Genomic DNA, 16,474 nt, shown 5'->3' with positions numbered 1-16,474 from the left:
ATTATTTTCATATGTAATCTAGATACACAAAACTGATAGGTTCCGTCATGGCAAAAGAAAAGTTTGAACGCGTAAAACCGCACGTAAACGTTGGTACAATCGGCCACGTTGACCACGGTAAAACTACCCTAACTGCAGCAATCACTAACGTACTTGCAAAAGTATACGGTGGTACAGCTAAAGACTTCGCATCAATCGATAACGCTCCAGAAGAGCGTGAGCGTGGTATCACAATCTCAACTTCACACGTTGAGTACGATACACCAACTCGTCACTACGCACACGTAGACTGTCCAGGACACGCCGATTATGTTAAAAACATGATCACTGGTGCTGCTCAAATGGACGGCGCAATCCTAGTAGTTGCTGCAACTGACGGTCCTATGCCACAAACACGTGAGCACATCCTACTTTCTCGTCAGGTTGGCGTACCTTACATCATCGTATTCATGAACAAATGTGACATGGTTGATGACGAAGAGCTACTTGAGCTAGTAGAGATGGAAGTTCGTGAACTTCTTTCTGAGTACGATTTCCCAGGTGACGACTTACCTCTAATCCAAGGTTCAGCACTTAAAGCCCTAGAAGGCGAAGAGCAATGGGAAGCGAAAATCATTGAACTAGCTGAAGCGCTAGATTCATACATCCCAGAGCCAGAGCGTGACATCGATAAGCCATTCATCATGCCTATCGAAGACGTATTCTCAATCCAAGGTCGTGGTACAGTTGTAACTGGCCGTGTTGAAGCTGGTATCATCAACGTGAATGACGAAGTTGAAATCGTAGGTATCAAAGAAACTACGAAGACAACATGTACAGGTGTTGAGATGTTCCGTAAGCTTCTAGACGAAGGTCGTGCGGGTGAGAACATCGGTGCACTTCTACGTGGTACTAAGCGTGAAGACGTTGAGCGTGGTCAAGTACTTTGTAAGCCTGGTTCAATCAAGCCACACACTAAATTCACTTCAGAAGTATACGTACTTTCTAAAGATGAAGGTGGCCGTCATACTCCATTCTTCAAAGGTTACCGTCCACAGTTCTACTTCCGTACAACTGACGTAACAGGTGACGTACAGTTACCAGACGGCGTTGAAATGGTAATGCCTGGTGATAACATCAAGATGACTGTAGAGCTAATCGCTCCAATCGCGATGGACGAAGGTTTACGCTTCGCTATCCGTGAAGGTGGCCGTACAGTTGGTGCTGGTGTTGTTGCAACTATCGTTGAGTAATCAACTATAGTGATGCATTAAGCATTCAAGAAAAACCCGAGCTTAGTCTCGGGTTTTTTTATGGATGAGAAAATAGATATTAGAAGTTAGATATTAGATATTAGAAGTCAGATCACAACCGAGCGGGGGTTACTTACTGGTGTGATTAAACATCAAAAAGTTTGCTTGAGGTTAACGTGGCTTTATTTTGTTCTCGCTACTCGCTACTCGCTACTCGCTACTCGCTACTCGCTACTCGCTACTCGCTACTCGCTACTAACCACTATTTCCAAGTACTTTGTTTAATTCTTCTCTTAGTCGTGGGTGTTTTAGGCTGTCGGTCATAATGTCAGCTACTTTACTATCGCCACTTGATTCTAAGCTTTGAATACGCTGTGCAAGCTCAAGAGCAAACTCTTTTTTATCGAGTTGATTAGCGCGATAAAATTGGCTCACAAGGGCACTGGCTGACACGCTACGAACATAGTCGTTATCGTCGCTTTGCAAGAGCTTTTGAAAGTAGTCGGCTAGTTTTGGTGAAACAGAATCGAGTCGCGATAGATTCTCTATGGCATGAATTCGTGTGGTTGGTTCACTTGTATACTCACTGATATTGAGCATCGCGTCGACAACGGCTGTGTGTTGATTTTCATCTAGATCACGTCTGAGCATGCCTAACGTCATTTTAAGTTGCCCATAGGCTGCCAAACGGTCGTCGTCGCTATTATTGATATTTAGTAGTGCAGAAAATGCGTCGTTAATTGATTTGTTTGCATAGTGTTGATCGGCCTTAATGCGCTGACGATAATCATCAGGCAAGTTTCTAAACCAATTAACCGATGGATTTCTTTTGGTTGCTTCTGCAATACGTTCTTTTTCGCGTTGTTCGATGACTTTATCGATTTGTTCTGCAATTAAAGTTGGCTCAATTTTAGGGCTACTTTGTTCTAGTGCGTTAATTCGAGTTTCAAGGTCTAGAATATAGCCATGCAATGCGACGAGGTTTTCCCTGTCTTCAAGGGGAACGCTACCACTTACAGATGAAAAATCGTACTTTGCGGGTTGCGGTTTGTTGAGTGGCTTAGATGCCCCAAACTGGTTGTATAACGTTATGCCTAATGCAGCGGTTGCAAATACAAGCGCAACATTTCCTTGCCATGAAGCCATGTCACATCATCCTAATTACTTCAGTGTAATCATCAGATTAAATCATGCTATTTTTTTAATCAATAAACGATGTTGCAATCAATAAAAAAGCGCATTAGCTGCGCTTTTAAGATGGTGATAATGAGATTAGTTTAATGCGCTTTCGCGTACTCTTCAGCTTGTTGCCAAACTCGAAGCATGTTGCCACTTAAGATCTTTTTAATATCTTTATCGCTATAGCCTCGATCTATGAGGCCTTGTACAAGGTTAGGGTAGCTAGACACGTCCTTTAAGCCTACAGGCAGTGAGTCACCAACACCATCGTAGTCAGAGCCAATACCGACGTAATCAATGCCTATTAGCGCGACTACGTGGTCGATATGGTCAAGTACTTGCTCAAGGCTTGCAAACGGGAATGGGTTCTTAGCACGATAAGCTGCGTCAAAATCTTTGCTGAGCTTCGTGCCTTCCTTCTTCTTGTCTGCTTTTGCTGTTTTTAGCTGATCATACCAAGAACCAGCTTGAGCGGTTACGAAGCTTGAACCAAAGTTGATTTGAATAACACCGCCATTCTTTTTGAGTGCTAATAACATATCGTCATTCATATTACGCTCAAAGCCTGGCGTATATTTACGCAGCGATGAGTGAGAGGCAATCACTGGTACTTTCGAAATTTCCATGACCTGGTAAAACGCATCATCTGAAATATGCGATACGTCTACAAGCATACCGATGTTGTTCATCTCTTTGACCAGCTCTTTACCAAATGGGCTTAAGCCTTTCCATTTACGGCGAATATCGTAAGAAGAGTCTGAAATGTGATTGCTTTGCGAGTGAGCAAGGGTGATGTAGCGCACACCACGGTCATAAAAATGCTTCAGGTTTTTCATGTCACCTTCAATCGGTGAACCATTTTCCATCCCCATTGCCAACGACATTTTACCTTGTTTAAAGTGTGCTTTGATATCTGCTGTTGAATCAGCCATTGCAAATTTATCTGGGGCACGCTGTACAATGGCTTCCATGCTATCGATTAACTGATTAGCAAGTTGGTAGCTTTTACCTTTGCCTTCAAACTCGAGGTTAGCTGGAATGTAAATTGACATAAAAGGGGCGTTTAGGCCGCCTTGCACTGCACGCGGATAGTCAAAATCGCCGTCATCAGTCGCTTTAGTTACATCGGCCCATTTATCGTGAATACGGTAAGGCACATCAATGTGTGTATCAATTAAAATCGTGTCTTTTGCTAGTTTGATGGCTTTATCTGATGCCGTCGTCTCACTTGCATGAGCTTGGCTGATTAAGGCCAACGAAACAGCGGCAACCAATGAGCTTAGTTTTTTCATTCTTAATGGCTCTTTAAAGTTAAAAAGCCATTGTGAAGGGTTGTAGAAAAAGTTACAAGTTTAGTCGTTAAACGACGCTTGATACTCTGGGTCGGCTTGTAATGCGATAAACTCGGCTTTTGAAATAATGGTGACAGATTCATGTAGTTCAGAAAAGAACACCATTGCGTCACCTTTTTTTAGTTGCTGAGTAACCTGCGCCACCTTACTTTCAATACTTACCTCTTGCTCGCCATAGTCAGTGCCTTCACGTAATACATAGCTTTCAATTAAATTGTAAAGTGTCTCTTTATCAAGTTTTTCGTGTGGAATGATCATCACTGCTCTTTTTAACTAACTGTTGAAAATACTCAGGCACTATACGCTCAAGCCAGTACTCGGGTTTAAACGGATTATTACCGCTAATAAAACCAACATGGCCGCCTTTTTCGGAGATACGCAGAGTAACATGTTCACTGACATCTGTGCTATCGGGCACGGCTTTAATTGATAGCATCGGGTCATCTTTTGAGTGCACAATAAGTGTCGGTGTTGCGATCGTTTTTAAAAACGGTTTGGCGCTTGCTTGTTGATAGTAATCTTCAGCGCCAGCAAAACCATGCAAGGGAGCCGTTAGTAAGTTATCGAACTGCCATAAGTCATCAATAGCCATTAACTTTTCTGGGGTAAGACTAATTTGCTGTTCTATTTGTGGCAGCTTTCTTTGCATTGATTTTTTCATGCGATCAAGCAAATACTTTTGATAAATTTTACCTAAACTTTTACGTATTACTTCGCATGATGCCGATAAATCAAAAGGAGCCGATACCACGGCTGCACCATGTAAGTTCGATTGGCTACCTTGCTCACCTAAATATTTAGCAAGCACATTACCGCCTAGCGAAAAGCCAACAGCGAAAAGAGGACGTGAGGGAAATGTGTTTTTTAGGTGGTTGATAAAAAAGCGTAAATCTTCGGTCTCGCCACTATGATAAGCACGCGCAAGGCGATTAACTTCGCGTGAGCAATTACGAAAGTGCATGAGCACTACCGCAAAGCCTTGCTGCTTGAGCTTTTTCATCATGCCTTTGGCATAAAAGCTATTAATGTTGCCCTCTAGGCCGTGTAACACAATGGCTAATGGAGCATGTTCATTGTGTGGCTGTGCCCAAGCAAGTTCTAAAAAGTCACCATCTGGGGTGTCGATTGTTGATAAGTCGTAGCGTGTATTATGAAAAGGACGAAAGAAGCGCGGCATTATGGTTTGCAAATGGCGATTGCGCATCCACCACGCAGGCTTAAACTCAGGTAACATAGTTGACACTTTCAAGACAAAACAAGCGCCCATTGTAGCAAGTTTTTGCTTTTTTAGAACAGGTGGCAATTTTGTGTTGTTGCAAATAAAAAGCCCCTAAACAATAAAATTGGATGGGGGCTTTGTGCGTCGTGCTTAATTCTTACTTAGGAACTTCTGCGTCGTGAACTTTCTTGATGAAATATCCGACGTAAAAAAGGCATAAAACGATAACAACTGCCAAAATGCCAAATGACATAAATAAGACGGGGTCGCTAAAAAAATCTCTAAAGAATACGTTCATGGTTGTGCCTCCTAATGTCTATGGGTTAATCATAGGCTGGCTTTGGGGTGGGTGATATGATCCAGATCAAGCTATTTTCCTGAAGCTACACAAGGCGATTTAGAAGTTGATTTGGATCAAGTTTGATAGGCTATTAGCGATTAGACGTCAGTCGATCGAGAGGCGTTTTGCTTCAGATAAAGCCTTAAGGGTATGGCTTACTACTTACTATGAGTGGCGTTGGATTGACTGCGAACTCACCACTTTACTTAATATATAATCCTATATTATTCGCATTGGAACATGGCGTTAGAGTCATCGTATTCAGTGCGTTTATAAGAAGCTGTTGCTGTTGTTTTTCGAGTTTTAATTCTGCACTGAGTAATTCTTTACGAATCGTGGCGTAATCAGCAATTTCGGTTTGATTGGCCTTTAGGTAGGCGCGAGTCTTACGTAGAGGCTTTAATACCTGCTCGTCAAATTCAATAATGCATAATTCAAGCTGATTAAGTTGAGAATTGTTTAAAGCAAGCCCAAGAGAATCTAAATAATACAATAGCAGACACAGGTTAACGTTTTTACCTTGCTGGTTTTGGTAATCTAACAGGCGTGCTTGCATGTCATCTTTACTATAAAGCTGACATGCAAATTGCCAAAAATCGTCACTGTTAAGCAAGTTCATCGGCAAACGCTTGTTCTTTTTCTTCCATCTCTTCAAGGGCCATCAGTAGCTCTTCTTCGATGTCATTTACTTTTGGCGTTAATGTCGCTTGTTTTGCGAGTAACTCTTTGAGTTTTGCTTTGTTGTCATCGTTATAAAGCGCGTTATCGCCAAGTGCATCTTCGATTTCAGCTAATTCCGCTGAGTGTTTATCGAGTTGCTTTTCGAGCTTTTCAATTTGCTTTTTAAGTGGTTGCACTGATTTTCTAAACTCGGCTTCTAAGCGCTTTTGTTCTTTACGATTGATGCTTGAATGCGCTTTCGGTGCGCTGTCTTCAGTTGTTTTTGCAGCTTCTTTGTTCGCATTGAGTAACCATTGGTAGTACGCGTCAAGGTCATAGCCAAACTGGGTTACTTCTCCGTTATCAACAAGGTAATATTCATCGGCTGTGTTTTTCAACATGTGGCGATCGTGCGATACGGTGACCATTGCCCCTTCAAAACCTTGTAGAGCCATTACAAGAGCATGTCGCATTTCTAAATCAAGGTGGTTGGTGGGCTCATCGAGTAACAGTAAGTTGGGCTTTTGATACACCAACATAGCCAGTACTAAACGTGCTTTTTCGCCACCCGAAAATGGAGCAACTGGCTCAAGTGCTTTATCGCCAAAAAATGCAAAGCCCCCTAAAAAGTCGCGCAGTGATTGCTCTGTTGCCTGCGGATTTAAACGTTGTAAATGCGTAACGGCACTGGCTCTTAGATCTAGCGATTCGAGTTGGTGCTGCGCAAAGTAGCCAATATTTAATCCTTGATGCTGGAATACTTCGCCCGCTTGCGGTTTGAGATCTCCAGCTAATAATTTTATTAGCGTTGATTTACCCGCGCCATTTCGACCAAGCAAGGCAATACGGCTGCCCGGTACGAGGTTAAGCTTAATGCTGTGTAAAATGGTGGTATCGCCATAGCCCGCTTTGGCTTGGTCAAGTGTCATGAGCGGGTTCGGTAGTGCGGTTGGTTCAGCAAACTCAAAATCGAAGGGTGAATCAGCATGTGCTGGCGCCAGCTTTTCCATACGCTCCAGTGCTTTTACCCGGCTTTGTGCTTGTTTTGCTTTACTTGCTTTGGCTTTAAAGCGAGTAATAAACTGTTCAAGATGCGCAATTTGTTCTTGTTGCTTTTCGAACATGGCCTGTTGCTGTAATAAGCGCTCTGCTTTTTGGCGTTCAAATTGCGAGTAATTGCCTTTATAAATATTAATTTTTTGCTGGTCGATATGCCAAATTTGATCAACCACCGCATCGAGAAACTCACGGTCGTGTGAGATAAGCACAAGTGTGCCAGTATAGGCGCGTAAAAAGCGCTCTAACCAGTAAACAGCATCAAGGTCTAAGTGGTTGGTTGGCTCATCTAAAAGCAATAAATCGGCATCGCGAATAAGGGCTTGTGCCAAGTTTAAGCGCATACGCCACCCCCCCGAAAAGGCACTCACAGGGTTGTCAATTTGCTCATTGGAGAAACCTAAACCATGTAGCAGTTCACCGGCTTTTGCTTCAATGCTGTAACCTTGGATATTTTCAAGACCAATATGTGCCTTTGCTTGTGCCGCGCCATCATTATTTTGCTCGGCTTCGCGTAGTGCGATTCTGAGTGTGTAATAGTCAGGATGGCCTTGGAGTACGTAATCAAGCGCACTAATATCGAGAGCCGGTGTTTCTTGCTTTACAGAAGAAATGGACCAGTCTTTAGGAATACTGCATTCACCAGCATCGAGTTGTAATTCAGACTTTAATAGCGCGAACAATGTGGATTTACCACAGCCATTAGCCCCGACTAGGCCTACTTTATGCTCAGGGAATAAGGTTGCAGAGGCACCTTTTAATAAGGCATTACCACCACGAAGAAGCTCGATGTCTGAAATTTGGATCATGAAAGTTTACTTGCACACCACAGTTTTAATTGCGCATATCATAACACGGATCGTATTAGGCTTCGCAATCGTATCAAACACAGAATTATTAGGCTAAAATAGCCGCCTAAATGGCACCGGAGATCATGTATGAGACAAAAAAAACGCTTTATCGCAGGGGCATCATGCCCAGAGTGTAATGCGATGGATACGATGATGCTTTATAAAGAGCATGATGTTGAGAAAGTAGAATGTGTGCAGTGTGGCCATAAAATGACTCAGCCAGAAAAAGCAGTACAAGCCTCAACACGCCAGTTTGAACAAGTGATTGGGGTGTTTAAGCCGGGCGATTAACCCGGCTAAATTTTTCAATATTAATAATGTGGCGGAGGCGGCTCATGCATCTGCGACATTAAAGAAGGTTGTTGTGCTTCTTTAATTTTTTCTGCAAGCAATTCAGTCTGGCGCTTCATTTTTGCAAGCTGTTGCTGATGCGCTTTAAGCTCATCATTTAATATTTCAATTGTTTCATCTTGAAAAGCGACTTTTGCTTCAAGTTCCATTAGACGATGTTCAATTGTGTTCATTTGATTCTCTTACATTAAAACTTTCAGCGAATCCGCTGGAGCTTTCGGTTAATAACGCTTGGTTGTTATCAGTAAACGCAACATCTAACACCACGGCCGATTTCGGGCGACTTCCTTCACGAGGAACCACTTGCCACGTTTGCAATTTTTTACCTGAGTCTAGCTGCCATAATTCAACAAGTCGATTGGGTGACCCGGTTGCGATTAAGGTGCCTTCATCGTTAAAACGCACTGCGGTAAAAATTTTCTGACGCGCAATATACGCCAGTTTGCTAACAAGATCACCTGTAGTCAGTTGCCATACATTTGCTTGCTTCATACTGTCAGCTGTAAATGCATAGCGGCCTTGTGGATCGAGGGCGACTTGAGTAACGCGAGTCGGGTGGTTAAAGCGATGTATAACTTGCCCTGTACGGGTATCCCAAAAGTAGGCAACATAGTCATTAGAACCACTGATTGCGTAATGACCATTCGGTGAAAGGTCAACAACATTCACTTTTTCTTGGTGGCCAAGGAACTCTATGCGTCTTCCGGTCTCTAAGTCGAGGTAAACGACTACACCGTCGGCGCGGCCATATAACACGCTGCGTCCTTGGTTGCTAATCGCGATATCTCTAATTGTTGAGGCGTGTATTTTATAGTAGCCCGTGTTTTTACCTGAGTTAATGTCCCACACAGCAAATGTGGACTTTTCTGCGGTGACAGCATGGCTATTGTCGTAAGAGATTGCCACAGTGTGAACGAGGCTATCTTGAGCTTGTTGTTGAAACCATTGGTATTTTAATACCTGCTGTTGATTATCCCACAGCGCGACCCCATGGTGTATAGATGAGATCACGCTGTATTTGCCATCATGCGAAATAGCAGATGCAAACGCACCTTTAGCCGCATGTTCATAACGTGCAGTGGATTGCTCATATTGCTCAGAGCAGGCAACAACTAAGCTTAGGCTTAGCAGATACAAAAAAGTACGAAATATCGACATATTACGGGTATTTCCCCTTAACTCTTCGTGATTGAGAGGTTAGACTAGGGCTCATTAAAGGCCTAGGTTGTTATTCTAATCACTGATCATGCGTTTGCATGAAGTTTAGTTATTAGACAAGCAGCCTACCATGTAGGTCGTTAATCTTTAACTAGTAATAATACAATAATTGACAACTGCAAAGTGTGTCGGAGATATAAAATGAGAAAGACGATTAAATTGTCATTGATTGCAGCGTCAGTTTTAGCGCTTACAGCTTGTAATCAAGAAGCAAAAAAAGAACAGCAAGTTGAAGTTAAACTAGAGACTGAAGCACAACAACAAGCATACGGTATCGGTGCCTCTGTTGGTAATTTCTTGAATCAAGACTTAGCTGACAAAAAAGAGTTAGGTGTTGAATTAGATGAAGCGCTATTAAAGCGTGGTTTTGAAGACGCACTTGCAGGTAACGCAAAATTAGACGACGAAAAAATTCGTGAAGTGTTAACAGCGCTTGATCAAAGCATTCGTACTAAGCAACAAGAAAAAGCAAAAGTAGAAGCTGAACAGAGCAAAGCTGAAGGCGAAAAATACCTAGCTGAGAACGCGAAGAAAGAAGGCGTGACAGTAACTGAGTCTGGTTTACAGTACGAAGTGATTTCACAAGGTGATGGCGAAAAGCCAGTCGCTACTGACGTGGTAAAAGTACACTACAAAGGTACTTTACTAGATGGAACTGAGTTCGATAGCTCTTATTCACGTAATGAGCCAACGACTTTCCCACTTAACCGTGTGATCCCAGGTTGGACTGAAGGTTTACAGTTAATGCCTGTTGGCTCTAAATACAAGTTCACTATTCCAGCTGATCTTGCTTACGGTGAGCGCGACCTAGGTAAGATCCCTGCTAACTCAACGCTTGTGTTTGAAGTAGAACTACTTGAAATTCAAAGCGAAGAAAAAGCAGCTGCTGCAGAGTAATTTTTTACTCAATGAGAAAAGGGCCTAAAGTAGGCCCTTTTTTTAGCTGCTAAATGCTGTTTCTTTCATTTGCAGCGTGCCTTTATCGGCATCAAGTGCCACCATCGAACCGACCGGTAAAATAAACTGGCGTTTAATATGACCAATCATTGCACCGCGATAAGCCGGAATGCCTAATGGCTTAATATAATCAGCAAAGATATCATCCAAGGTTAATGAGCCATAGCCTCGACCAGGCTTACAGTCATTACAATCACCAAATACAAACCCCGCTATTTTATCTAGTGCGCCCATAAGTTTAAGGGTGCTCATCATACGGTCAATACGATAAGGGGCTTCATCAATATCTTCTAAAAATAAAATAGCCCCATTAAAGTCAGGTAAGTAGTCAGAGCCTGCGAGTGCTGTGAGTACAGTGAGATTCCCCCCGATTAAATGGCCACTGACCTGACCCGCATTGATGGTTTGGGTTAAGTATTGGCTGTTGACTAGTTCATCGTCTGCTTTGGGTAAATTTTGGTAGCGCATTAACTGACGTTGTTCAAACATGTTTTTAAATTGCGCAACATGAAATGGATTCCAATCGCTGGTGGCATTAGGGCCATGAAAACTAATAAGCCCGGCTTTAGCGAGTAATGCATTATGTAATGCCGTGATATCAGAATAGCCCATAAGAGGTTTCGGATTATTGCGAATTGTTGCATAGTCTAAAAGTGGCAGGATACGAGCCGCACCCGACCCACCCCGTAAGCACACAATCGCATCGACATGTGGGTCGGCAAATAAGCTGTTTAAGTCACTCGCTCTTTGTGCATCTGTGCCAGCTAAATGACCGCGTCGGGCTAAAATATTAGGGGCAAGCTTTGCTTTATAGCCGAGTGCTTCTATTACACCTTTTGCGAGTATGATGTCAGCGTGCTCAGCGGTTGCCGCTGATGGGCTGCACAGACCAATGGTTCCCCCTTTTTTTAATGGCTTTGGTTTTACTAAAGTGGGAGTTGCAGTGTGTGATGCGCCAATCAGTGGTTGGCTGGTTGCTAAACTTGCACCTGCTGCAAGAACAGAAAGAGATTTTAAGAAAGTACGTTTGTTCATCGTGCGCCTCATTTTTTTACTATGAGTAACGCATTAAAATAATTATTTCAAATTTTTGTTATGAAATGGAATATAACATTCTATTAAGGTAGGCAGATAACAAGACTTTCCAGCAGAGAAAGTGTTCTCTGCTGCCGTCTTACTGTGTTAGCTGGTGTGGTTTGAATAGAGATTATCGATTAGTTCATCTTCTAATTCAAAGCGCAGCTCAAGTGCTTCACCTAGCACTGATAAATCTTTATCAAATTCGTCGAGCAAGTCATCTGAGTCAACTTCAGCGTATTTGTCGTTAAAGTCTAATGCAACATCGGTAGTTTCAGAAATTCGTGGGTAGAGCGCATTGGCTAGCTTTTGGCTTTCTGGGCCTTTTTCTTCACAGGCCTTGGCAATGTCGTCATACACTTCGAAATGTCCCGCTGACAGGTAATCCATCAGTATTTGACAAAAGTTTTGGATTTGCAGTTGATCAGGTAGGGCGTGATCTTTCTTTTCATACGGTGAAAATCCCGCAATACGGCAAAACAACACAAGTAGCTCTTGACGTTCTGTAAGCCATTTATCGATGACAGAATGGCTACCTCCCCACTTTTGTTGAGCTTTTTCCAAACGCGTCAGCATATTTCATCTCCTCGCTGAGTTGGTTTTCCTTCCCTATATAAGAAGGAAATATGACACAAAGATCAACTAAATTCTTAGTGTCTAATTGCAACAGATTGTTAAAAGCCAACTTAGAGGCGCATATTTAAGCAGCGTTTTTCTGCTTCTTCACGCTGTTGTCTAAGGCTGGACTTTTATGCTCTAACAGCAGTGTATGGGAAATAATTAAAAACTACTAGTGTTTATTTTGGATTATCAATCTAATGAGGTAGAGGAGGTATCTTGTTGATTAAGAAAAGAAAAAACCACCAAAATTGGTGGTTTAATTCTTTTTCCGGACTTGTTAAAACAAGCTTTCTTATAGTTATGGGAAGATTTTTATTCTTATTGTTATACAATTTTTATTATTGTTTTTGTTAACGCGGGATAAGTTATACCAAGCTTTTTTCGATGTTGCAAATTTATTAATAAAAAGTTTTAAAATTATTTTAATTTCGTTCAATAATTGTGCGGTTTTATGTGGCGTAGCTAAAAACTATGATCTATGTCTAGGGTCGGTTATCTATCCATAGTGAGCGGCGCAATATGGTGATACAATCAGCGCAATTTCATTCAGTTCTAGGATCTAAAACGCATGAGCGAATTAAAAAACGACCGTTATTTACGTGCACTACAAAAGCAACCTGTCGATGTTACACCGGTATGGATGATGCGCCAAGCAGGCCGTTATTTACCTGAATACCGTGCTACACGTGCTCAAGCAGGCGACTTTATGAGCTTATGTAAAAACGCCGAACTTGCTTGTGAAGTGACTTTACAGCCATTACGTCGTTACCCGCTTGATGCTGCGATTCTATTCAGCGATATTTTAACTATCCCAGATGCGATGGGATTAGGCCTTTATTTCGAAACCGGCGAAGGTCCTAAGTTCGAGCGCCCAATTTCATCATTAGCGGATGTTAAAAAGATTCCTAATATCGATCCAACTGATGAATTAGGCTATGTGATGAATGCGGTAAGCACCATTCGTCGTGAACTCAAAGGTGAAGTGCCACTGATTGGCTTCTCAGGTTCACCTTGGACACTTGCCACATACATGGTTGAAGGTGGAAGCAGCAAAACATTCGGGAAAATCAAAAAAATGGCGTTTGCAGAACCGCAAACACTACACCTATTACTCGATAAATTAGCTGATTCAGTGATTGATTACCTCAACGCACAAGTGAAAGCAGGTGCGCAATCATTGATGGTTTTTGATTCATGGGGGGGAGTGTTAAGCCCGCGTGATTACAATGAATTCTCACTACAGTATATGCATAAAATCGTTGATGGCTTAATTCGCGAGTACGACGGTCGTAAAGTGCCGGTAACACTATTTACAAAAAATGGTGGTCAGTGGATTGAAGCAATTGCAGCAACAGGCTGTGATGCAGTAGGCCTTGATTGGACAATCAATATTGGTGATGCAAAGCGTCGTGTTGGTGATAAAGTGGCACTACAAGGTAATATGGACCCATCAATGCTGCACGGTACGCCAGAGCGTATTCGTCAAGAAGTGGCCACAATTTTAGAAGACTTTGGTACAGGTTCTGGTCATGTATTTAATTTAGGGCATGGTATTACCCCAGATGTTGACCCTGAACATGCCGGTATATTTATTAACTCAGTGCATGAGTTAAGCGCTAAATATCACAAGTAAGTCGCTCTAGTTATAAAAAAGCCCGCAATATGCGGGCTTTTTTATATACGTTCAATCGCTTATTTAAATAAGCGATTTAAACCATTTAACGCAGCAACTCGGTAGGCCTCAGCCATGGTTGGGTAGTTAAAGGTTGTATTTACGAAGTAATCAATGGTGTTACCACCGTTCTTTTGTTCCATAATTGCTTGCCCGATATGGACAATTTCAGACGCACGTTCACCAAAGCAATGCACACCAAGCACTTCTTTAGTATCAACATGGAATAAAATCTTTAAGCTACCTACCTCAGTCCCGGCAATTTGTGCGCGTGCCAAATGCTTAAACTGTGCACGGCCAACTTCATATGGAATTTTAGCTGCGGTAAGCTCTTGTTCGGTTTTACCTACTGAGCTCATTTCAGGAATCGTATAAATACCGGCAGGAATATCAATAATTAGTTTTTCTTCGCAGTTACCACATGCAATGGCATCCGCAGCAATACGCCCTTGGTCAAAGGCAGCACTCGCAAGGCTTGGGTAACCAATAACATCACCTACAGCATAAATGTTATCAACCTCTGTTTGGTATGTTTCATTTACTTTAAGCTGGCCACGGCTATCGGCTTTTAAACCCACAGCATCGAGGTTTAGAGTGTCGGTATTACCCGTACGTCCGTTAGCAAACAAAATACAGTCTGCTTTGACACGTTTGCCCGACTTCAAATGCATCACGACACAGTCATCACGGGTTTCGATGCGATCAAACTCTTCGTTATGGCGAATAACAATGCCGCTATTCCAAAAGTGGTAACTCAGTGCATCTGAAATTTCAGCATCCATAAAGGCTAGTAAGCGATCACGGGTGTTAACTAAGTCAACTTTCGCGCCTAAGCCTTTAAAAATAGAGGCGTACTCACAGCCAATCACACCTGCACCATAAATAAGCACGCGATGAGGGTCGTGTTCAAGGCCTAAAATGGTATCGCTGTCGTAAATTCGTGGATGCGAAAAATCAACGCCTGGTGGCCTGTAAGGGCGAGAACCCGTTGCGATAACAATGGTTTGTGCAGTTAATGTTTCAAATGAACCGTCGATGTGAGTAATTTTCACTGTGTGTTTATCAATAAACTCAGCATCGCCTTGGTACATATGAATACGATTACGGTCGTAAAAGCTACTGCGTAGGTTAGATTGTTTCGAAATGACATTACTAGCATGGCGAAGAATATCAGGGAAAGTGAGGCGGTTAGGGCGCTCGCTGATATTAAAAAGTGGGTTCGCTTTGTATTCAATGTAACGACTAACAGAGTGGCGTAAGGCTTTTGAAGGAATAGTGCCCCAATGGACGCAACCGCCACCTACTGATTCTTGGCGCTCAATAACAGCTACTTTCTTGTTACTTTTAGACAGGTTCATAGCGGTGCCTTCACCGCCAGGACCTGTGCCTATGATAATCGCGTCGTACTGATACGAAGGCGTATCTTTTTGCTTTACGTTTTGTTTGGCCACAGCCGCTCCTATGTTAACTAAAAGAGGCTTTTAATAACCTCGCATTTAGTGCAAGCCAAGCCTGCTTTTGGTTTTCCCAAGCGGCTTCAAGCTCATGATATTGTGTCATTACTGCTGATTTTTCGCATTGTTTTATCATTTTATTTTTTTTGATTTCTAACACGCGTTTTTGCAGGGCACAAAAGTGTTGCAGCTTTTTCAGCAATAATTCGTACTCAGATTGTAATAATGTAAGCTTATCTTGGGCTAAAGGCAATTTTGCGAGCTTATCTTGGGTTTTATTCATCAAGGTTTCTGCTTTCGCTTTTTCAATACGTTCAACAGGTGTACGTTTGAGCTTTGAGGCTAAACCCATCGCGGCCAATGAGCGGATCATCCACTTAGTAGGGTCATAGTGATACCATTTTATGCCGTTACGATAGTCGCTGGCAAAAATATGGTGGAAGTTATGATAACCTTCGCCATAAGTGAATAACGCTAAAAAACCGTTATCACGTGCAGTATTTTTTTCTGTGTATGGACGAGAACCCCAAATGTGCGCCACTGAATTTATAAAAAAGGTAAAGTGTTGGCTTAATACCAAACGTAGCAGACCCGCAAGTAATAGCATGCCCCACACATCACCCAGCATTAAACCCAGCGCAAGTGGAATACCAATATTAGTGGCTAATACTAACTTCATGTAATGGCGGTGTTGCCACATTACCACTTTATTTTTCTGTAAATCTCGGCAGTTGTTGTAGTTGCCATACTCATCACCTTGATAGTCACGTAGCATCCAGCCTATATGGCTATACCAAAAGCCGTTGGTAGCTGCGTAAGGGTCTTTGACAGGGTCGTCGACTTGACCATGGTGAATACGGTGATCACTACTCCAATGCAGTGCGCTGTTTTGCAGTGCAAATGCACCACCAAGGGCAAAAAAGGCTTCAATCACTGGATGAGTATCGTAAGTCTTGTGTGCCCACAGGCGATGATACCCTGCGGTAATCGACATACCCGCATAAAACATACACGCAACGAATGCAATCCAATGTGCGCTGGTAAATCCATAGGTAATTCCATACCATGGCACTAAAGTAACGGCAGCCAAAAAAGTAAGGCTAAAGAATAGGACATTGGTCCAAATAATAGGTGGTTTTTTCATCTTTCAAAATCTGAGCGTACACTTGTACGCTAAAATAGTGTTTCAAACTCTCCGCGTCAAGTATTAGACTGTCTCATTAACCGAAAAATCA

The 16,474-nt window shown here is 42.4% G+C and carries 17 protein-coding genes; 4 read left to right on the top strand and 13 right to left on the bottom strand.

The annotated features are described in order from the left end of the window. The first annotated feature begins 47 nt into the window (after positions 1–47). Entirely contained in the window at positions 48–1,232 is a 1,185-nt protein-coding gene (gene tuf / locus D0907_RS15770; protein WP_036971551.1) for an elongation factor Tu, read from the top strand. Between the two features lie 255 nt (positions 1,233–1,487). On the opposite strand, the gene D0907_RS15765 is transcribed toward tuf, so the two are convergent. The 7 genes from D0907_RS15765 to D0907_RS15735 form a co-directional block, all read right to left on the bottom strand. Further along, a complete protein-coding gene (locus D0907_RS15765; RefSeq protein WP_036973483.1) occupies positions 1,488–2,378 on the bottom strand; it encodes a HEAT repeat domain-containing protein in 891 nt (296 codons plus the stop codon). A 131-nt stretch (positions 2,379–2,509) separates the two neighbouring features. Next, positions 2,510–3,703, bottom strand: a complete 1,194-nt coding sequence (locus D0907_RS15760) for a dipeptidase (protein WP_036973481.1) — start codon at positions 3,701–3,703, stop codon at positions 2,510–2,512. 60 nt (positions 3,704–3,763) lie between these two features. Beyond that, the gene (locus D0907_RS15755; protein ID WP_036973480.1) at positions 3,764–4,021 is read right to left on the bottom strand and encodes a YheU family protein; all 258 of its coding nucleotides are present in this window, start codon (positions 4,019–4,021) and stop codon (positions 3,764–3,766) included. Continuing rightward, the gene (locus tag D0907_RS15750) at positions 3,996–4,997 is read right to left on the bottom strand and encodes a hydrolase (protein ID WP_065979438.1); all 1,002 of its coding nucleotides are present in this window, start codon (positions 4,995–4,997) and stop codon (positions 3,996–3,998) included. The genes D0907_RS15755 and D0907_RS15750 overlap by 26 nt, the downstream gene beginning before the upstream one ends. A gap of 142 nt (positions 4,998–5,139) precedes the next feature. Beyond that, positions 5,140–5,280 carry a DUF3149 domain-containing protein gene (locus tag D0907_RS15745; protein ID WP_074989877.1) on the bottom strand — a complete coding sequence of 47 codons (141 nt, stop codon included), beginning with the start codon at positions 5,278–5,280 and terminating at the stop codon, positions 5,140–5,142. A gap of 244 nt (positions 5,281–5,524) precedes the next feature. Further along, positions 5,525–5,941 (bottom strand): TIGR02444 family protein, encoded by a 417-nt coding sequence (locus D0907_RS15740; protein WP_065979437.1) that lies wholly within the window; start codon positions 5,939–5,941, stop codon positions 5,525–5,527. Then, positions 5,928–7,847: an ATP-binding cassette domain-containing protein gene (locus tag D0907_RS15735; RefSeq protein WP_065979436.1), complete on the bottom strand. Its 1,920-nt coding sequence runs from the start codon at positions 7,845–7,847 to the stop codon at positions 5,928–5,930. Before D0907_RS15735 ends, D0907_RS15740 begins: the two co-directional genes overlap by 14 nt. A gap of 129 nt (positions 7,848–7,976) precedes the next feature. On the opposite strand from D0907_RS15735, the gene D0907_RS15730 reads away from it, so the two are divergent. Continuing rightward, positions 7,977–8,180 carry a YheV family putative zinc ribbon protein gene (locus D0907_RS15730; RefSeq protein WP_036973475.1) on the top strand — a complete coding sequence of 68 codons (204 nt, stop codon included), beginning with the start codon at positions 7,977–7,979 and terminating at the stop codon, positions 8,178–8,180. Positions 8,181–8,200: 20 nt separating this feature from the next. Here the strand turns inward: D0907_RS15730 and D0907_RS15725 are convergent, their stop codons facing one another. Together D0907_RS15725 and D0907_RS15720 are read right to left on the bottom strand one after the other, a co-directional pair. Continuing rightward, positions 8,201–8,413, bottom strand: coding sequence for a SlyX family protein (locus tag D0907_RS15725; RefSeq protein WP_036973473.1), 213 nt, complete (start codon positions 8,411–8,413; stop codon positions 8,201–8,203). Beyond that, entirely contained in the window at positions 8,400–9,398 is a 999-nt protein-coding gene (locus tag D0907_RS15720; RefSeq protein WP_118844734.1) for a WD40 repeat domain-containing protein, read from the bottom strand. Before D0907_RS15720 ends, D0907_RS15725 begins: the two co-directional genes overlap by 14 nt. Positions 9,399–9,599: 201 nt before the next feature. Here D0907_RS15720 and fkpA point away from each other — a divergent pair, with 201 nt between their 5' ends. Beyond that, positions 9,600–10,355, top strand: coding sequence for an FKBP-type peptidyl-prolyl cis-trans isomerase (gene fkpA / locus D0907_RS15715; RefSeq protein WP_065979435.1), 756 nt, complete (start codon positions 9,600–9,602; stop codon positions 10,353–10,355). A 42-nt stretch (positions 10,356–10,397) separates the two neighbouring features. Here the strand turns inward: fkpA and D0907_RS15710 are convergent, their stop codons facing one another. Then, on the bottom strand, positions 10,398–11,450 hold the full coding sequence (locus D0907_RS15710; protein ID WP_208706589.1) for a S66 peptidase family protein: 1,053 nt from the start codon (positions 11,448–11,450) through the stop codon (positions 10,398–10,400). 147 nt (positions 11,451–11,597) lie between these two features. After that, positions 11,598–12,068: an Rsd/AlgQ family anti-sigma factor gene (locus D0907_RS15705; protein ID WP_036973468.1), complete on the bottom strand. Its 471-nt coding sequence runs from the start codon at positions 12,066–12,068 to the stop codon at positions 11,598–11,600. A 613-nt stretch (positions 12,069–12,681) separates the two neighbouring features. On the opposite strand from D0907_RS15705, the gene hemE reads away from it, so the two are divergent. Then, positions 12,682–13,746, top strand: coding sequence for a uroporphyrinogen decarboxylase (hemE, locus tag D0907_RS15700; protein ID WP_036973467.1), 1,065 nt, complete (start codon positions 12,682–12,684; stop codon positions 13,744–13,746). 59 nt (positions 13,747–13,805) lie between these two features. Here hemE and sthA read toward each other — a convergent pair whose 3' ends face one another. Beyond that, entirely contained in the window at positions 13,806–15,236 is a 1,431-nt protein-coding gene (gene sthA, locus D0907_RS15695; protein WP_036973466.1) for a Si-specific NAD(P)(+) transhydrogenase, read from the bottom strand. Positions 15,237–15,249: 13 nt separating this feature from the next. Next, complete coding sequence (locus D0907_RS15690) at positions 15,250–16,383, bottom strand: fatty acid desaturase (RefSeq protein WP_065979432.1); 1,134 nt, start codon at positions 16,381–16,383, stop codon at positions 15,250–15,252. Positions 16,384–16,474 lie beyond the last annotated feature (91 nt).

This window comes from Pseudoalteromonas lipolytica, from assembly GCF_003515105.1.
GTDB classification, from domain to species: Bacteria; Pseudomonadota; Gammaproteobacteria; order Enterobacterales; family Alteromonadaceae; genus Pseudoalteromonas; species Pseudoalteromonas lipolytica.
The sequence above is the reverse complement of the archived record's forward strand: the minus strand, read 5'-3'. Positions and strand labels throughout refer to the sequence as shown.